The organism is Mycobacterium sp. (assembly GCF_036273375.1).
Taxonomy (GTDB): Bacteria; Actinomycetota; Actinomycetes; order Mycobacteriales; family Mycobacteriaceae; genus Mycobacterium.
In genome coordinates, this window is the sequence record NZ_DASUHS010000091.1 from 1 (window position 1) to 13813 (window position 13813).

The 13813-nt window shown below is 65.0% G+C and carries 17 protein-coding genes, 3 tRNA genes and 1 pseudogene; 11 read left to right on the forward strand and 10 right to left on the reverse strand.

Annotated elements, in window-relative coordinates; genetic code table 11:
- The 3 genes and pseudogenes from VFW69_RS07955 to VFW69_RS07965 all read right to left on the reverse strand — a co-directional run.
- Positions 1 to 158 (reverse strand): annotated as a pseudogene (locus VFW69_RS07955) (crotonase/enoyl-CoA hydratase family protein); the annotation flags it as partial.
- A gap of 15 nt (positions 159 to 173) precedes the next feature.
- Positions 174 to 1007, reverse strand: coding sequence for a DUF8453 domain-containing protein (locus VFW69_RS07960; RefSeq protein WP_526499907.1), 834 nt, complete (start codon positions 1005 to 1007; stop codon positions 174 to 176).
- Between the two features lie 74 nt (positions 1008 to 1081).
- Positions 1082 to 1795: an MBL fold metallo-hydrolase gene (locus VFW69_RS07965; RefSeq protein ID WP_526499909.1), complete on the reverse strand. Its 714-nt coding sequence runs from the start codon at positions 1793 to 1795 to the stop codon at positions 1082 to 1084.
- 315 nt (positions 1796 to 2110) lie between these two features.
- On the opposite strand from VFW69_RS07965, the gene VFW69_RS07970 reads away from it, so the two are divergent.
- The 11 genes from VFW69_RS07970 (at position 2111) to rplA (ending at position 6809) form a co-directional block, all read left to right on the forward strand.
- Positions 2111 to 2183, forward strand: a tRNA-Thr gene (locus VFW69_RS07970).
- Positions 2184 to 2235: 52 nt separating this feature from the next.
- Positions 2236 to 2309, forward strand: a tRNA-Met gene (locus VFW69_RS07975).
- Between the two features lie 40 nt (positions 2310 to 2349).
- Entirely contained in the window at positions 2350 to 2517 is a 168-nt protein-coding gene (gene rpmG, locus VFW69_RS07980; protein ID WP_003898538.1) for a 50S ribosomal protein L33, read from the forward strand.
- A gap of 74 nt (positions 2518 to 2591) precedes the next feature.
- Entirely contained in the window at positions 2592 to 3044 is a 453-nt protein-coding gene (gene hadA, locus VFW69_RS07985) for a (3R)-hydroxyacyl-ACP dehydratase subunit HadA (protein ID WP_526499960.1), read from the forward strand.
- Positions 3031 to 3459, forward strand: a complete 429-nt coding sequence (gene hadB, locus VFW69_RS07990) for a (3R)-hydroxyacyl-ACP dehydratase subunit HadB (RefSeq protein WP_526499915.1) — start codon at positions 3031 to 3033, stop codon at positions 3457 to 3459. Before hadA ends, hadB begins: the two co-directional genes overlap by 14 nt.
- Before the next feature lie 3 nt (positions 3460 to 3462).
- Positions 3463 to 3963, forward strand: a complete 501-nt coding sequence (gene hadC / locus VFW69_RS07995) for a (3R)-hydroxyacyl-ACP dehydratase subunit HadC (protein ID WP_526499917.1) — start codon at positions 3463 to 3465, stop codon at positions 3961 to 3963.
- A 144-nt stretch (positions 3964 to 4107) separates the two neighbouring features.
- Positions 4108 to 4180 (forward strand) — tRNA-Trp (locus tag VFW69_RS08000).
- 94 nt (positions 4181 to 4274) lie between these two features.
- Entirely contained in the window at positions 4275 to 4724 is a 450-nt protein-coding gene (gene secE, locus VFW69_RS08005; protein ID WP_526499919.1) for a preprotein translocase subunit SecE, read from the forward strand.
- Positions 4725 to 4749: 25 nt separating this feature from the next.
- Positions 4750 to 5547, forward strand: a complete 798-nt coding sequence (nusG, locus tag VFW69_RS08010) for a transcription termination/antitermination protein NusG (protein ID WP_526499921.1) — start codon at positions 4750 to 4752, stop codon at positions 5545 to 5547.
- Positions 5548 to 5594: 47 nt separating this feature from the next.
- Positions 5595 to 6023 (forward strand): 50S ribosomal protein L11, encoded by a 429-nt coding sequence (gene rplK, locus VFW69_RS08015; protein ID WP_007767860.1) that lies wholly within the window; start codon positions 5595 to 5597, stop codon positions 6021 to 6023.
- Between the two features lie 78 nt (positions 6024 to 6101).
- Positions 6102 to 6809 carry a 50S ribosomal protein L1 gene (gene rplA, locus VFW69_RS08020; RefSeq protein WP_526499924.1) on the forward strand — a complete coding sequence of 236 codons (708 nt, stop codon included), beginning with the start codon at positions 6102 to 6104 and terminating at the stop codon, positions 6807 to 6809.
- A gap of 12 nt (positions 6810 to 6821) precedes the next feature.
- Here rplA and VFW69_RS08025 read toward each other — a convergent pair whose 3' ends face one another.
- The 7 genes from VFW69_RS08025 to VFW69_RS08055 form a co-directional block, all read right to left on the reverse strand.
- Complete coding sequence (locus VFW69_RS08025) at positions 6822 to 8039, reverse strand: RNA polymerase sigma factor (RefSeq protein WP_526499926.1); 1218 nt, start codon at positions 8037 to 8039, stop codon at positions 6822 to 6824.
- 3 nt (positions 8040 to 8042) lie between these two features.
- Entirely contained in the window at positions 8043 to 8741 is a 699-nt protein-coding gene (locus tag VFW69_RS08030; protein ID WP_526499928.1) for a YciI family protein, read from the reverse strand.
- An 89-nt stretch (positions 8742 to 8830) separates the two neighbouring features.
- The gene (gene mmaA4, locus VFW69_RS08035) at positions 8831 to 9727 is read right to left on the reverse strand and encodes a hydroxymycolate synthase MmaA4 (RefSeq protein WP_526499930.1); all 897 of its coding nucleotides are present in this window, start codon (positions 9725 to 9727) and stop codon (positions 8831 to 8833) included.
- 217 nt (positions 9728 to 9944) lie between these two features.
- Positions 9945 to 10805 (reverse strand): cyclopropane mycolic acid synthase family methyltransferase, encoded by an 861-nt coding sequence (locus tag VFW69_RS08040; protein ID WP_526499932.1) that lies wholly within the window; start codon positions 10803 to 10805, stop codon positions 9945 to 9947.
- A gap of 88 nt (positions 10806 to 10893) precedes the next feature.
- Positions 10894 to 11799 (reverse strand): alpha/beta fold hydrolase, encoded by a 906-nt coding sequence (locus VFW69_RS08045; RefSeq protein ID WP_526499935.1) that lies wholly within the window; start codon positions 11797 to 11799, stop codon positions 10894 to 10896.
- The gene (locus VFW69_RS08050; RefSeq protein WP_526499937.1) at positions 11799 to 13145 is read right to left on the reverse strand and encodes an ABC1 kinase family protein; all 1347 of its coding nucleotides are present in this window, start codon (positions 13143 to 13145) and stop codon (positions 11799 to 11801) included. Before VFW69_RS08050 ends, VFW69_RS08045 begins: the two co-directional genes overlap by 1 nt.
- A gap of 41 nt (positions 13146 to 13186) precedes the next feature.
- Entirely contained in the window at positions 13187 to 13780 is a 594-nt protein-coding gene (locus VFW69_RS08055) for a mycothiol transferase (protein ID WP_526499962.1), read from the reverse strand.
- Positions 13781 to 13813 lie beyond the last annotated feature (33 nt).

Sequence of the window (13813 nt, forward strand, 5' to 3'; positions counted from 1 at the left end):
CCGGCGATCACCAGCGCTCCGGCGTCGTCCGCCTCGGCCCGGTCGATCGCGTCGTTCAGGGCCTGCTGCATGGTCGGGCCCAGCGCGTTGACCTTGCCGTCGTCCATTTTGATGACGGCAATGGAGTCCTTGGTGCTGTAGTGGACCGGGGCGCTCATCGGTTACTCCTTGCGTCAGGCCGGCTGGCTGTGGTGTTTGCCCAGGTCGTCTTCGGCGTTACTCCAGCGCAGGCTGACATCGGTGGGTTCGTCGAGTTGGCGTGTGCGCCATCTGTCTTGGGTTTCGCGGACCGCGGTGTTGATCCGTTCGATCTCGCTGCGGAATACTTCGGGACGAGTTTCCTTACTGGCGTAGTGGAAATAGGTCAGCAGGCCGCGCAGCAGCTCCAGCTTCTCCTTCTCCCGCTTCGCCAAGTCATGGGTGGTCATCAATTCGATGCGCTGGACGGGCGGCAGGGCATCCCAGTCCAGCACGACCTCGGTGTGCAGCGGGGAACGCGCGCGCTCCCAGAACCGCCGGCCGTGTGCCTGATGGGGCCGGTCGTAGTAGGTCAGGGTGCCGGTGAAGCGCGATTCGATGCCGCTACCGATCTCGGCGCGGTCGAGCGCGGAATCCCACACCATGCGCCACTCCTGGCCGGGCGCCAGCACAGGCAGTTCGCGCGGGAGCCGCAGTTCGATGACATCGGCGTAGCCGTCGGTGGCGTTCTCGTATTCGGCCACGGTGGGGGGATTCACGAAGGAGAACCCGATGTCGTAGGCCGCGGTCCGCCCGAAGTTCCGGACCACGAGTTCGATCACGTGCCAGTCGGCGGAATGCGGCTCCATGAACATCGCGACCTGCGGACGCGTCTGCTCGGACGCCGCGCGGCGATTCCGGTTGATCTGCCTGTTGGTGAATACCAGCGTGACGATTGCCAGGACGATTGCCGCCCACGCCGCCCACGCTATCCAGGTGTCGGACCCGACGTGCGTGACATCATGCCAGCTGTCCTGGATCCAACCCATGGAATCCACCCTCCGCTTATATCACAGGGGCGGTCGCCTCGCCGCATGGTGAAGACCCAGCGATCCTTGCCGGCTCAGCCGCCCATCAGCATCCGCCACTGATCAAGGTCCGCTGCCCGATACACGTAGTTGGAACGCTTGACCTCCGCGAGCGACGCGCTGGGCTCCGCCGAATACCAGTGGCCCGGAAACACGGTCGGGTCACCGGGCAAGGTCGCGAGCCGCTGCAGGCTGCGGTACATCTCGTCGGAGTCCCCGCCGGGGAAGTCGGTACGCCCGCAGCCCTCCAAGAACAACGTGTCACCGGCAACGAGGCGGCCGTCGAGCAGAAAGCACTGGCTGCCCGGCGTGTGGCCGGGGGTGTGCAGCAACTCGATCTCGATGTCGCCGACGCTGATCTTGTCATGATTCTCGTGGGCGGTCAGGTCACTGAGACTTATTCCGGTGACTCGCGAAACCCATTGTGCCTCATGGGTGTTGACGTGCACCGGCACCGGTGCCCGGTCCAGCAGTTCGGCCAGGCCCGGCAGCGCGAACCCCATCATGGAGCCGCCCACGTGGTCGGGGTGATGGTGAGTCACCAGCACGCCGGACAGGTGCATGCCGTCGGCCTCCAGCGCGTCGAGCAGATCGCCGGCGGCGTAGGCCGGGTCGACGACCACGCAGTCACCGGTTTGCCGGTCGCCCATCAGGTAGGCGAAGTTGCGCATTTGCGTCGCGAACATGTCGCCGGCGGCGAAGTCGCGACCGGAGAGCAGTTGTCGAAAGTACAGCCGGTCCTCTGGCACGTGACCAGACTAGGACCCCGACCGCCGCGGGCCACGGGTAGTCCGCCACCGCTTCGGGTGCGTGGTGGCAGACGCTGCCCGACGCCGACTCTTCGGGGCCTGAGTACGACGAGTTCAGCGACCTCAGTGCGTAACAACCTCAGCGCAACGGCGGAGCGGCTGATGTTTGCCCCGACTTCGTCGATCGCCGGGTAAACCTCACGATTGCAAACGTCCCCGTGGGACGGCACTTTCGCTACCCGTGGTTTGGTTCCGCTGCAAGCCAGGCTGTACCCTCTTTTAGGCCCGCGCGGACTGAATCGCTTCGGGTGAACGGCCCCCTTAGCTCAGTCGGTAGAGCGTTTCCATGGTAAGGAAAAGGTCAACGGTTCGATTCCGTTAGGGGGCTCGGCGGACGCCGAGCAGGCGTGGCGGCCCCGACCCCGGAAGGGGTGGCCAGAGGCGATGTAGCTCAGTCGGTTAGAGCGAACGACTCATAATCGTTAGGTCGCCGGTTCGAGTCCGGCCATCGCTACAACACAACAGCACAGTCCAGGAATTGAGAGAGAACCGTCATGGCTTCCAGTACCGACGTACGGCCGAAGATCACCTTGGCATGCGAGGTGTGCAAGCACCGCAACTACATCACCAAGAAAAACCGCCGGAACGACCCGGACCGGCTGGAGCTGAAGAAGTTCTGCCCCAACTGCGGTAAGCACCAGGCGCATCGGGAGACGCGCTAGCGGTCACCCGCGGGCGTTACTCTGATTGACTAGGTAGTTTAAGAACCGTGCCGTTAGCTTCAAGGATCGTCGGGATGCACTACCGCTATCCCGATCATTACGAGGTGGAGCGGGAGAAGATCCGCGAATACGCGGTGGCCGTGCAGAACGACGACCCCTCGTTTTTCGAGGAGAAGGCGGCGGCCGAACTCGGCCATGAGAGGCTGCTCGCCCCGCTGACGTTTGTCTGTGTCTTCGGCTACCAGGCGCAGACGGCGTTTTTCAAGTACGCCAACGTCGCCGTCCAGGACGCACAGATCGTTCAGGTCGACCAGGTGCTGAAGTACTTCGCGCCGCTCATGGCCGGGGACAAGCTGTACTGCGACGTCTATGTGGACTCGGTCCGGGTGTCGCACGGTACTCAGATCATTGTCACCAAGAATGTCATCACCAACGAAGCCGGTGACGTCATGCAAGAGACCTACACGACCCTGGCTGGCCGTGCCGGTGAGGATGGAGAAGAGGGATTTTCTGATGCCACTGCGTGAGTTCAGCTCGGTGAAGGTGGGTGACCAGCTTCCGGAGAAGACCTACCCGCTGACCCGACAGGATCTGGTGAATTACGCGGGCGTTTCTGGCGACTTGAACCCGATCCACTGGGACGACGAGATCGCCAAGGCCCTCGGCCTGGAGACCGCGATCGCGCATGGCATGCTGACCATGGGCATTGGCGGCGGCTTCGTCACCGCGTGGATCGGTGACCCCGGCGCGGTCACCGAGTACAACGTGCGGTTCACCGCGGTGGTGCCGGTGCCCAACGACGGCAAGGGCGCCGAGCTTGTCTTCAGCGGCCGGGTGAAGTCCGTCGATCCCGACACCAAGTCCGTGACCATCGCACTCACGGCCACCACCGGCGGCAAGAAGATCTTCGGCAGGGCCATCGCGTCCGCGACACTCGCATAGCCCATGGCGCTCAAAACAGACATCAGGGGAATGATCTGGCGCTACCCGGATTGCTTCGTTGTGGGGCGCGAACAACTCCGTCAGTTCGCGCAATCCACCAAGAACGACCACCCGGCATATTTCGAGGAAGACGTGGCCGCCGAACTCGGCCACAACGCCATCCTCGCACCGCTGACCTTCGGGTCGATCTTGGCCAAGTTGGTACAACTGGATTTCTTCCGGCATGTCGACATCGGCATGGAGAACATGGTGATCGTCCAGGTCGACCAGAGGTTCGTGTACTCCAAGCCGATCAAGGCCGGCGACAAATTGTGGGCCCGGATGGAGGTCCGATCGGTGGTCGAGCGGTTCGGCGCCGACATCGTCGTCACCAAGAACACCTGTACGAACGACGATGGCGACGTCGTCATGGAGGCCTACACCACGTTGATGACCCAGTACAGCGATGGGTCGGCGAACCTGCGCTGGGACCCGGAATCCGGCCAGGTCGTCAGAAGGGCTTAATTAGTATCTGACTCCCGCGCCGATGTACACTCGATCCTCGGGGTTTTCCCAGCATTAGCGCGCTTTCCGTGAGTCGAGCAATCGGAAGGCGCGCGTGTCATGTGAGCCCCGGTAGGTAAGCGCAGGTTGGCCTGCCAACCGCGAAGGGGCGTAGCTCAACTGGCAGAGCAGCGGTCTCCAAAACCGCAGGTTGCAGGTTCAAGTCCTGTCGCCCCTGCTGAAGACGAACGTCTGGCATGGTGGACACTGGAAGAAAGTTCCCACCATAGGCGGGATGGTTCGCGAAGTACCGGCAAACAAAGGAGCATGCGGTGAGCGACGAAGGCGACGTTGCCGACGACGCCGCAAGCGACGGCACTGACAAAGAGGACGGCCGAGCGAGCGCCGGTCGGACAGCGGTGGTGACGCGGCCACAGCGCCCCACGGGCAAGCGGTCCCGGCAGCGAGTGGCCGAGGGCGGCGACGACGCCGAGTCGTCGGATGAGGTCGAGGTCTCGACGCCGGATAAGGCCAAAAAGGGCGCCAAAGCCAAGAAGGCCGCAAAGCCCAAAAAGGCCGGGGACCATCGGGTCAACCCGTTCGTGTTCGTCTACAACTACCTCAAGCAGGTCGTTGCAGAGATGCGGAAGGTCATCTGGCCCAACCGTAAGCAGATGCTCACTTACACCTCCGTGGTGCTGGCTTTCCTGGCCTTCATGGTGGCGCTGGTCGGCCTGGCGGATTTCGGCCTGACCAAGCTGGTGCTGTTGGTGTTCGGCTGAGCGAGTGACAGAGAGGACTCAAACCGTGACTACCTTCGACGGTGACCCGTCCGCGGGTGAAGCGGTCGACGTGGACGAAGCCGCGCAGGCGCAGGCGACGGACACCCCCGCGGCCGCTGAGGTCACCGAGGCGACCGCGGACGACTCCGCCGACGAGACGGCCGAGGCCGCCGCGGCGACTGACGAGTCGGCCGAAGAGGCCGACCCGGCCACCACTCTCAAGGCGGAACTGCGCAGCAAGCCCGGCGACTGGTATGTCATTCACTCCTACGCGGGATACGAGAACAAGGTCAAAGCCAACCTCGAAACCCGTGTGCAGAACCTCGACGTCGGTGACTACATCTTCCAGGTGGAGGTGCCCACCGAAGAGGTCACCGAGATCAAGAACGGCCAGCGCAAGCAGGTAAACCGCAAGGTGCTGCCCGGCTACATCCTGGTGCGCATGGACCTGACCGACGACTCGTGGGCCGCGGTCCGCAATACCCCCGGCGTCACCGGGTTCGTCGGGGCGACTTCGCGTCCGTCGGCGCTGACGCTCGACGACGTGGTCAAGTTCCTGCTGCCGCGCGGCGCGACGAAGAAGGCCGCCAAGGGTGCGGCCAGCACGGCCGCCGCCGCCGAGGTGGGCGGGCTGGAACGTCCGGCCATCGAGGTCGACTACGAGGTCGGCGAATCGGTGACGGTCATGGACGGGCCGTTTGCGACGCTGCCGGCCACGATCAACGAGGTCAACGGCGAACAGCAAAAGCTCAAGGTGCTGGTATCGATCTTCGGTCGCGAGACGCCGGTGGAATTGACCTTCAGCCAAGTCTCCAAGCTCTGAACCGGCGCATACGCCGGGCGTAAACCAGGAAGGAACTGCACAATCTCATGGCCCCGAAGAAGAAAGTCGTCGGGCTGATCAAGCTTCAGATCCAGGCGGGGCAGGCCAACCCGGCGCCGCCGGTCGGGCCCGCGCTCGGTCAGCACGGCGTCAACATCATGGAGTTCTGTAAGGCATACAACGCTGCCACAGAGAACCAGCGCGGCCAGGTCATCCCGGTAGAGATCACGGTCTACGAGGACCGCAGCTTCACCTTCGCCCTCAAGACCCCGCCCGCCGCCAAGCTGCTGCTCAAGGCCGCCGGCGTGGGCAAGGGATCGGCCGAGCCGCACAAGACCAAGGTCGCCAAGGTCAGCTGGGATCAGGTCAAGGAGATCGCCGAGACCAAGAAGGCCGACCTGAACGCCAACGACATCGACGCAGCCGCCAAGATCATCGCCGGCACCGCCCGGTCGATGGGTATCACCGTCGAGTAATACCCGCACCACCCCGTGGGAGGGCCAGCTTCGGCCCGCTTTCCAACCACGACCCAACACCGGAATTGGACTGAATCAATGAGCAAGAACAGCAAGGCATACCGCGCCGCCGCCGAGAAGGTGGACCGTGACAACCTCTACTCCCCGCTGGAAGCGGCCAAGCTCGCCAAGGAAACGTCGTCGAGCAAGCAGGACTCGACCGTCGAGGTGGCGATCCGGCTCGGCGTCGACCCGCGCAAGGCCGACCAGATGGTCCGCGGCACGGTCAACCTTCCGCACGGCACCGGCAAGACCGCCCGCGTCGCGGTGTTCGCGGTGGGCGACAAGGCCGAGCAGGCCCAGGCCGCCGGCGCCGACATCGTGGGCAGCGATGACCTGATCGAGAAGATCCAGGGCGGTTGGCTGGATTTCGACGCCGCGATCGCGACCCCGGACCAGATGGCCAAGGTGGGTCGCGTCGCTCGCGTGCTCGGTCCCCGCGGCCTGATGCCGAACCCCAAGACCGGCACCGTGACGCCCGATGTCGCCAAGGCCGTCGCCGACATCAAGGGCGGCAAGATCAACTTCCGCATCGACAAGCAGGCCAACCTGCACTTCGTGATCGGCAAGGCCTCGTTCGACGAGAAGGCCCTGGTCGAGAACTACGGCGCGGCGCTGGACGAGGTGCTGCGGCTCAAGCCGTCCGCATCCAAGGGCCGCTACCTGAGGAAGATCGTGGTGTCGACGACGACCGGGCCGGGCATCCCGGTGGACCCGGCCGTCACCCGCAACTTCTCCGAGGGCTGAGCTCCGGCTGATTCAGCCCCCGCATTCGACGATGCGCCGCCGCAGGAACTCGCGGCCGGGGTCAGATCCATTGGACTCCAACGCCACTCGGTACCAGGTGAGCGCAGCGGCGGGTTTCCCCGCGCGCCGCAGCAGGTCGGCGCGCACGGTCGCGACGAGATTGGAGCGGGTTAGCCTCGGGTCGTGTGCCACGCTGCCCAGGGCGGCCAGGCCGGCATCAGGCCCGTCGCGAAATCCGATCGCCAGCGCCCGGTTGACGGCCACCACCGGCGAGCCGGTCAGTCCGAACAGCCGGTCGTAGGCGGCGCAGATGGTCACCCAGTCGGTCTGCCCCCAGGACGGTGCCGTGGCATGCAGCGCGGCGATCACGGCCTGGGGCAGATAGGCGCCCGTCGAACCCTGAGCGTGCCGCAATCGGTCGAGCCCGCGCGAAATGCGTCCGCGGTCCCATCGGCGGCGATCCTGGTCCTCGAGCGGCACCAGCATGCCGGTATCGTCCACCCGGGTCGCGCGCCGCGAATCATGTAGCAGCATCAGGGCGGACAGGGCGTGCGCCTCCGGCTCGTCGGGCAGCAGCGCGCACAGCTCCGCGCCCAGCCGGATCCCTTCGTCACACAGGTCGTCCCGGATGGCCGACGGGCCCGCGGTCGACCAATAGCCCTCGGTGAACACCGAATAGACGCAACCGAACACGTGCGGCGTGCGCTCGGGCAACAACTCGGCGGGTGGCACCCGCAGCGGGATGTTGGCGTGCCGAACCTTGTTCTTGGCGCGCGTGATTCGCTGACCGATGGCCGCCTCGGTCTGCAACAGCGCACGCGCGATCTCGCCGACGGTCAAACCGGACACCAGCCGCAGCGTCAGGGCCAATTGCGATTGCCGGTCCAGCGCCGGGTGGGCACAGGTGAACATCATCCGTAACTCGTCGTCGCGAACCGGATGTGGGTCGGTGCGATCGGTGCGCGCCCTGATGTCGTCCAGCACAGCCGCCAATTCCTTTCCGGGACGCACGGACTCGCGGCGCAGCCGATCCCGGGCCCGGTTACGGCCGACGGTCACCAGCCAGCCGCCCGGGTTGGCGGGCAGCCCGTCGCGCGGCCAGGCGCGCAGCGCTTCGGCGCAGGCTTCCTGGACGGCGTCCTCGGCGACGGTGAGGTCACCGGACCACCGCGCGAGCGCGGCCACGGCCGGGCCCCATTCCCGGCGGAATACGCCGTCCAGGTCGGCCATGCGCTATAGGCCGGAGACGCCCGCCAGTTGGCGCAACTGCACGGTCGACGCGGGGATCATCGACGCGATCTTGACGGCCTCGTCACGATCTGCGGCGCTCAGCAAATAGATCCCGGTCGCGATCTCGGCGCCCTCGACGTATGGCCCATCCGTGATGAGGACCTCGCCGTCGCGCACCCGCACGGTCGTCGCCGTGGAGCGATCGTGCAACGCGGCGCCACCGATCACGTGATCACCCGCGGCGGCGTGCAGGTCCGCGTGCTTTGCCGCCACCGCCTCCCACTCCGGCGTGCCCGGCGTGTGCGCCGATGCGGCCGGTTCGAACAGCAGCGCGAGCCAGTCGTTGCCGGTCAGCTTGCGCGACGGCTCGATGGAGTGAACCACCGGCCACAGTTCCACGGCACCGAATGCGGCGACTGGGACGTCGCGTGCCAGCGCCAGCGCCTCGTCCAGGTTTTCCGCTTCGAAGACGTAGTAGCCGCACGCCACCTCCGCGGCCTCCGCGAAGGGGCCGTCGGTGACCGTCGGCGCATCCGGGCCGCCGGTGATCACCGCTGCGGCCGCGGCCGGTGTTAGCGCATCACCGGCTTTGATCGCGGAGCCGGCTTTGGCGTGGAAGCTCTCCCATGCCGCCATCGCGGCGGCTGCATCGTCGGGAGTGCGGTCTTGCTCTTGACCGATCAACAGCGCGAAGTACTGCATGTTCGTCACCTCCGGTTGTGAGCGAAGCCTCGTGCTCCACTCTCTACCTATTCGACGAACGCCGCAGCGCCAATCCGACAGCGCCAAAATCAGGCGGCCGCGCCCGGCTTGAGGTAGGTGACCAGGCTGACGTCGAGCATCTCGTCGGCGAAGTAGTGCTCGCAGCCGCGCAGGTACTTGATGTAGCGGTTGTAGACCTCTTCGGAGGTGACCTCGATGGCCTTGTCCCGGTTGGACTCGAGCGTGTCGCCCCAGATGTGCAGCGTCTTGATGTAGTGCGGCCGTAGCGAGAGTGGTTCGGGGACGGTGAAATCCGCCTTCTCGCCGTGATCGACCATCATCTGGGTGGACGGCAGCCGGCCGCCGGGGAAGATTTCGGTGACGATGAACTTGATGAACCGCGCCGTCTCGAAGCTCAGCTTCTTGCCGCGGGCGTGCAGATCGTCGGGGTGGTAGCTGACGCTGCTCTGCACGGTCATCCGGCCGTCCTCGGGCATGATGTCGAACGTCCGCTTGAAGAAGTCGTCGTAGTTCTCGTGGCCGAAGTGCTCGAAGGCCTCGATCGACACGATGCGGTCGACCGGCTCGTTGAAGTCCTCCCAGTTCTGCAGGCGGACCTGGCGCGAGCGGTTGCTGGCAATGGAACCGAGCAACTTCTCGGAGCGGGCGTGCTGGTTCTTGGACAATGTGAGGCCGATGACGTTGACGTCGAACCGCTCGACGGCGCGCTTCATGGTGGTGCCCCATCCGCAGCCTATGTCGAGCAGGGTCATGCCCGGCTTGAGGTCCAACTTGTCGAGGTTGAGGTCGATCTTGGCGTATTGGGCTTCTTGCAGGCTCATGTCGTCGCGCTCGAAGTAGGCGCAGCTGTAGGTCCGGGTCGGGTCCTGGAACAGGCCGAAGAAGTCGTCGGAGACGTCGTAATGCGCCTGGATGTCCTCCGAACGCGTCCGCGTCTTCGTCGGCCTTATCGGTTGCTCAGCCATTTTCGTCCTGTTCTCCTGGATGAGGTTCACTTCCTGCAATCCGCGCACGCACCGAAGGGTCGCGCGTGACCTGCAACGATACCCAACGTCGAGACGTGAAACCGAAAGGTGCGAGTGCGCGTCGCGGTCCCGACCGCGGATTGAAGTCTACTTTCCAGGGTGAACTGATTCACGCCCACCCACCCGACCGGGACGCGTCGGCGTAGGTCGCCGGTCGCTACTTGGTGAGCGTGTACTGGGCTACGTTGGCGATCGTCTTGCGGAAGAGGTCCGCACAGCCGGTCAGATAGCGCATGAAGCGGTCGTAGACCTCTTCGGACTGGATGGCGATGGCGCGTTCGCGATTGGCCGCAAGATTGGCCGCCCACATGTCGAGCGTGCGCGCGTAGTGCGGCTGCAGATATTGGGTCTGCTCGATAGTGAAACCGCTGTTTCGTGCATTGTCGACGATATCGGGTTCGCCGCACATTCCCCCGCCGGGAAAAATCTCCTTGCCGAGGAAGTGCAGGAAACGCAAGTCTTTCATCGTGATCGGGATGCCGTGGTCGCGCCAGTACGACTGCGGCTGCGTGAAAATGCTGTGCATGAGCATCCGGCTGCCCTCGGGAAGAGTCTTATAGGCCCAATCCCAAAATGCGGACCAACGTTCCTTTTTGAACGCGTCGTAGGCCTCAAAGCTGATGATCCGATCGACTTGCTCGTCGAACTCTTCCCAGCCCTGCAACCGGGCCTCGGCCCGCCGCGTTGTCGGGATCGCGGCCAGCCGCGCGTTGGTGCGCGCGTAGTGATTGCGGCTCAGCGTGATGGCGATGACATTCACGTCGTATTTCTCCACCGCCCGGACCACGGCGCCGCCCCAGCCGCATCCGACGTCGAGCACCGTCATCCCCGGCTCGAGTTTCATCTTGTCCAGAGCCAGATCTATCTTGGCGAGCTGCGCCTCTTCCAGGGTCATGTCGTCGTTCTCGAAGTAGGCGCAGGTGTACACCATGTTCGGGTCGAGGAATAGTGCGAAGAAGTCGTCCGAAATGTCGTAGGTTGCCTGCGACTCTTCGTAATACGGCTTCAGCTTGGCCATTGAGACACCCATCCTTTCTGCGCCAACCGTACAGCCCTGCGACATGGACTGGTAATCGAGGGGATGCGTTTCTACCAAATGTTTTTGGCTAGCGTGCCCCATTGAAGTTTTTCGTGAGCACGCCGATCACCTGATCCCACAACTGCTGTGGAAGATCATGACCCATCCCGTCGAATGTCACCAGTCGGGCCCCATCGATTGCCCGCGCCACGGCGCGCCCTCCGAACGGGCGCATCAGCTTGTCGGCGCGGCCGTGGATCACCACGGTGGACGCGATCGTCTGGCGGTTGTAGCGACGCAGGCTGCCGCTGCCCAGCACGGCGTCGAAATGCCGGGCCACGCCCCACGGGTAGTAGCTCCGTTCGTAGCTTTCGATGGCCTCCGCCCGAAGCTGCTCATCGGGAGCAAGATACCGCCGGCTGCCGATGATCTTGCTGACGCGGACGGCATTGTCGATGATCACGTCGCGCGGCGAGCTCGGCGCCGGTCCCTGAATGAGCGCCAGCAATTGGCGAGGACCGGGCGGCGGCAGGAACGCCGAATTGTTGCTGGAGAAGATGATCCCGAGCGTTTTCGTCCGCTCGTGGAATCGCCCGGCGAAAATCTGGGCGATCATGCCGCCCATCGAAGCGCCCACGATGTGCGCCTGCCCGATGCCCAGGTGATCGAGCACGGCGGCGGCGTCGTCGGCCATGTCCTCGAGCTTGTACGCCGCTTTGCTCGGCAGACCCAGAAAGGAGCGGGCCAACCGTGTCACCAGCGGCTGCCCCGAGCTGCGATGCTGGGTCTTACTCGACAGGCCGACGTCCCGGTTGTCGTACCGGATGACGCGAAACCCGTGGCCGACCAGCTGCTCACAGAAGGCGGTTCGCCACAGCAGCAGCTGGGCGCCCAGCCCCATGATCAGCAGCACGGGCGGGTCGTCGATGTCGCCCATGTCCTCGTAGTACAGCTTTAAGTCGCCTGACGTGGCGTTGCCGGTGCGGACCTCCATCAGACCTCGATGTCGGAGGAGTGCTCGCGGCTGACTTCGACCATGAAGTTCGCGAAATAGCCCGTCAGTTGCGGATCCGACATCATCTGCCACCTGGGCGCCAGCAGCTTCATGTACCGCTCCACGTAAAGGAATTGCTTGCCTATCAGCACCAGCTCGCGGGGGAGCTTGACGTCGTAGGCGTCGGCCAGCGTCGACAACTGCCGGCCGATGTCGGCGTAGGACATGTCGCCCAACGTCTGCATGGTCAGCGGCGTCGCGAACTTTTCCAGGTCCTTGGCGGCCTCGGCCTCGGGCTTCATGGTGCCGACGGCGCCCATCAGCACCACGATCTTGCCGGCAGCGGCGTGGTCCTTTTTGACCAGCAGCGCGTACACCAGCTCGCGCAGCAGCCAGCGGGTGCGGGGATCGATGCGGCCCATGATGCCGAAATCGAAGAAGACGATGCGGCCCTGGTCGTCGACGTAGAGGTTGCCGGCGTGCAGGTCGCCGTGGAACAGCCCGTGCCGCAGCCCACCCTCGAACAGCGAGAACAGCAGTGCCTTGACGAGCTCGACACCGTCGAGCCCGGCCTTGCGGATTGCCGCGACGTCGTCGATACGGAGGCCCTGCACCCGCTCCATGGTCAACACCCGGTCGCTGGTGAAGTCCCAGTACACCTGCGGTACCCGGATGTTCTTACCCAACGGGGAGGCGTGCAGGTGCGACACCCACGCCTCCATCGATTGGGCCTCCAGCCGGAAATTCAACTCCTCGGCCAGGTTGTCGGAGAAGTCGGCGACCACGTCTTGCGCCGAGAGCCGGCGGCCCAGCTTGGCCAGTTCGACGGCCTGAGCGAAACGCTTGAGGATCTGCAGGTCGGCCGCGACCCGGCGCCGGATTCCCGGTCGCTGGATCTTGACGACCACCTCCTCGCCGGTGTGCAGGGTGGCGTAGTGCACCTGCGCGATCGACGCCGACGCGAACGGGGTCTCGTCCCATTTGGCGAACAACTCCGACGGGTCACCGCCGAGGTCTTCGACGAAGAGCTTGTGCACTTCGCCGGAGTCCGCGGGCGGCACCCGGTCGAGCAGGCCGCGGAACTCCCGGGACAAGGATTCGCCGAACGCCCCCGGACTGGACGCGATGATCTGCCCGAACTTGACGTACGTCGGTCCCAGGTCGGCGAAGGTCTGTGGGAGCTGCTTGATCACCTTCTGCTGCCACGGACCCCTTCCCGGCAGCTTGCTGAGGATGCGAGCGCCGGTGCGGGTGACCTGCCAACCCGTCACGGCTACCCGGGCCGCTTCGACCGGCAATGGCACCCGGTCGAGCTTGGCCCCCTCTCGATGTTTGGTTGAGCTCATCAGTGCAGTGTGCCAAATCCCCACGGATGAGTCCCAATCCTCTAACTCGGACGCGTACCGCTTTCCCCGCTTTTCCAGGGCTGCACCCAGCCCTCGATCGCCCAGCCCTCCCGCGCGGCGATCAACTCGTACATGGTGGCGCCGTCGATCGTCTCCCGGATGATGTCGGCGTGCCCGGCGTGCCGGGCCAGCTCGTTGATCACGTGCAGGACCACCCAACGCACCGACCAGGCCTGCTGATCCTTGGGAAACCACGGGATGTCGTGCGGAACCGGCACCGCGGCGTCCAGGTCGGCGGTCTCCACCAGCCGCAGCGATGTCGCGTTCTGCGCCTCGAACGCCCCCAGCAGCCCGGCCAGCGTCTCGTCGGGCCGCATCACGTGCTGATCGGCGAACTCCGCAGCGATCTGCTCGAACGGGCGGGGGTCTTTCGGCGGCGCGTCCGGCGCGGCGGCCGCGCGCGCCATCCAGCTGCGTTGCATTCCGGTCACGTGCTTGACCAGCCCGCCGATCGACAGCGCGCTGACCGAAGGCGTGGATCGGGCCTCGTCGTCGGTGAGGCCATGGCTGATCGCGAAATACGCGCTCTGGTGGTACGCCAGGAATTCGCGCAGGGCGCTGCGTTCGTCGGCCACCGGCGGGGCGAGGGCGGGCATTGATCGATCCTA

Coding starts and splice junctions, on each gene's coding strand:
- hadC (WP_526499917.1), top strand. CDS start 3,463: ATGGCGCTCAAAACAGACATCAGGGGAATGATCTGGCGCTACCCGGAT.
- VFW69_RS08030 (WP_526499928.1), bottom strand. CDS start 8,741: ATGCAGTACTTCGCGCTGTTGATCGGTCAAGAGCAAGACCGCACTCCC.
- mmaA4 (WP_526499930.1), bottom strand. CDS start 9,727: ATGGCTGAGCAACCGATAAGGCCGACGAAGACGCGGACGCGTTCGGAG.
- VFW69_RS08025 (WP_526499926.1), bottom strand. CDS start 8,039: ATGGCCGACCTGGACGGCGTATTCCGCCGGGAATGGGGCCCGGCCGTG.
- hadA (WP_526499960.1), top strand. CDS start 2,592: ATGCACTACCGCTATCCCGATCATTACGAGGTGGAGCGGGAGAAGATC.
- rplK (WP_007767860.1), top strand. CDS start 5,595: ATGGCCCCGAAGAAGAAAGTCGTCGGGCTGATCAAGCTTCAGATCCAG.
- VFW69_RS08045 (WP_526499935.1), bottom strand. CDS start 11,799: ATGGAGGTCCGCACCGGCAACGCCACGTCAGGCGACTTAAAGCTGTAC.
- VFW69_RS08040 (WP_526499932.1), bottom strand. CDS start 10,805: ATGGCCAAGCTGAAGCCGTATTACGAAGAGTCGCAGGCAACCTACGAC.
- VFW69_RS08050 (WP_526499937.1), bottom strand. CDS start 13,145: ATGAGCTCAACCAAACATCGAGAGGGGGCCAAGCTCGACCGGGTGCCA.
- hadB (WP_526499915.1), top strand. CDS start 3,031: ATGCCACTGCGTGAGTTCAGCTCGGTGAAGGTGGGTGACCAGCTTCCG.
- rpmG (WP_003898538.1), top strand. CDS start 2,350: ATGGCTTCCAGTACCGACGTACGGCCGAAGATCACCTTGGCATGCGAG.
- rplA (WP_526499924.1), top strand. CDS start 6,102: ATGAGCAAGAACAGCAAGGCATACCGCGCCGCCGCCGAGAAGGTGGAC.
- VFW69_RS07960 (WP_526499907.1), bottom strand. CDS start 1,007: ATGGGTTGGATCCAGGACAGCTGGCATGATGTCACGCACGTCGGGTCC.